Source organism: Variovorax sp. OK605, assembly GCF_900115445.1.
In the GTDB taxonomy this organism is placed as follows: Bacteria; Pseudomonadota; Gammaproteobacteria; order Burkholderiales; family Burkholderiaceae_C; genus Variovorax.
Genome location: NZ_FOWL01000042.1, coordinates 1 through 1,242 on the forward strand (window position 1 = coordinate 1; position 1,242 = coordinate 1,242).

Here is a 1,242-nt window from a genome sequence, read left to right on the forward strand (position 1 = left end):
CACCGAGAACAGGTCGGCCACCAGCGGCCCGATGGCAATGCCCAGGAAGTAGCTGATGCTGAGCTTCACGCCGTACTTGCCGGTGAGCGCCTGCAGCGCCACGATCACCACCACGAACGGCACCAGCGTGGCCACCGAGGCCCAGCGCCCGCTGGAGAACCACGCGATGGCCACGGCCGCCACCACGAAGATCCACGGCGCCGCCTTGGTGATGGCCGCGCCGTAGGGCGCCAGCAGCACCGCGAACAGCACGGCCAGCGGCACCGCGATGAAGGCCGCGATGATCGCGCCCGACACCATCTTGCGCAGCGCGATGTGCGGCACGCCCAGGTTGCGCAGCACGTTGGCGTCCTGCAGCAGCGGCGTGGCCATGGTGTCGCCCGGAATGCCCAGCAGCGCGGTGGGCACCGCGTGCGTCATGTGCTTGGCCACGGCCGCGGCCAGGAAGAAGGTGAACACGCCCTCGGGCGGCACGCCGAGCAGCACCACCAGCAGCGTGAGCGGTGCCAGCGTGGTGGTCTCGTCGGTGCCCGACACGAGGCCGATGGCGGCGAACACCACGGCGCCGACGAGGCCCATGCCGGTGGCGACCAGGATCTGGTTGAACAGTGCGGCGTCGATCATGGTGCGGCGCCTTCCTTGCCGGTTGCGGCCGGTGCGGTGCGGGGCTGGTACGAGGCGAACAGGTCGTAGATTTCCAGCTCCTTCATCTCGCGCACCACCGAGGGCGGCAGGTCGGCGACCGAGCCCAGCGTGCCGTGCTCGGCGGCCAGTTCGGCCAGCACCTCTTCGCGCCAGCGCGGGTCGGCGGCCGTGCCTTCGACCACCTCGCGCTTGGGCGCGAAGAGCAGGGCGCAGATCACGCCCGACACCACGCAGCCGCCGAGGCCCGCCAGCATGGCGTAGGCGCGCGCCAGTTCGGGCGTTGCCACCGTGCTGGCGAGCACGCGGTTGGCCACCAGGAAGCCCGCGAGGCTCACGCCGAGGCCGATGGCGATCGACCACGCGAGGTGGCCCAGGTCGGCCGTGTCGCCCCAGATTTCCACCAGCCGCCATGGCGCGCGGCCTGCACTGTCCGTCTTCATGTTGTTGTCTCCGTCGTTGTGGATGCGATAGGTGCGGGCCGCGCCCGCGATGCTTACTTCTTGCGCAGCGCCTCGAGCAGCGCCACGGCGCGGTCGGTGCGCACGTCGTGCTCGGCGGCCATCTGCCTGGCGACCGCGTCGATCTCGTCGCCCGTGG

General features: G+C 71.0%; 2 protein-coding genes. Both read right to left on the minus strand.

Annotated elements, in window-relative coordinates; genetic code table 11:
- Positions 1 to 624 (minus strand): tripartite tricarboxylate transporter permease (locus BM013_RS40315; RefSeq protein WP_143098533.1); only part of this gene is annotated, 624 nt, incomplete at its 3' end.
- Positions 621 to 1,085, minus strand: a complete 465-nt coding sequence (locus BM013_RS40320; protein ID WP_093136407.1) for a hypothetical protein — start codon at positions 1,083 to 1,085, stop codon at positions 621 to 623. The genes BM013_RS40320 and BM013_RS40315, both read right to left, overlap by 4 nt.
- Positions 1,086 to 1,242: the final 157 nt, after the last annotated feature.

What these genes read in the sequence shown, in the direction of transcription:
- BM013_RS40320 (WP_093136407.1), bottom strand. Translation starts at nt 1,085, where the DNA reads ATGAAGACGGACAGTGCAGGCCGCGCGCCATGGCGGCTGGTGGAAATC.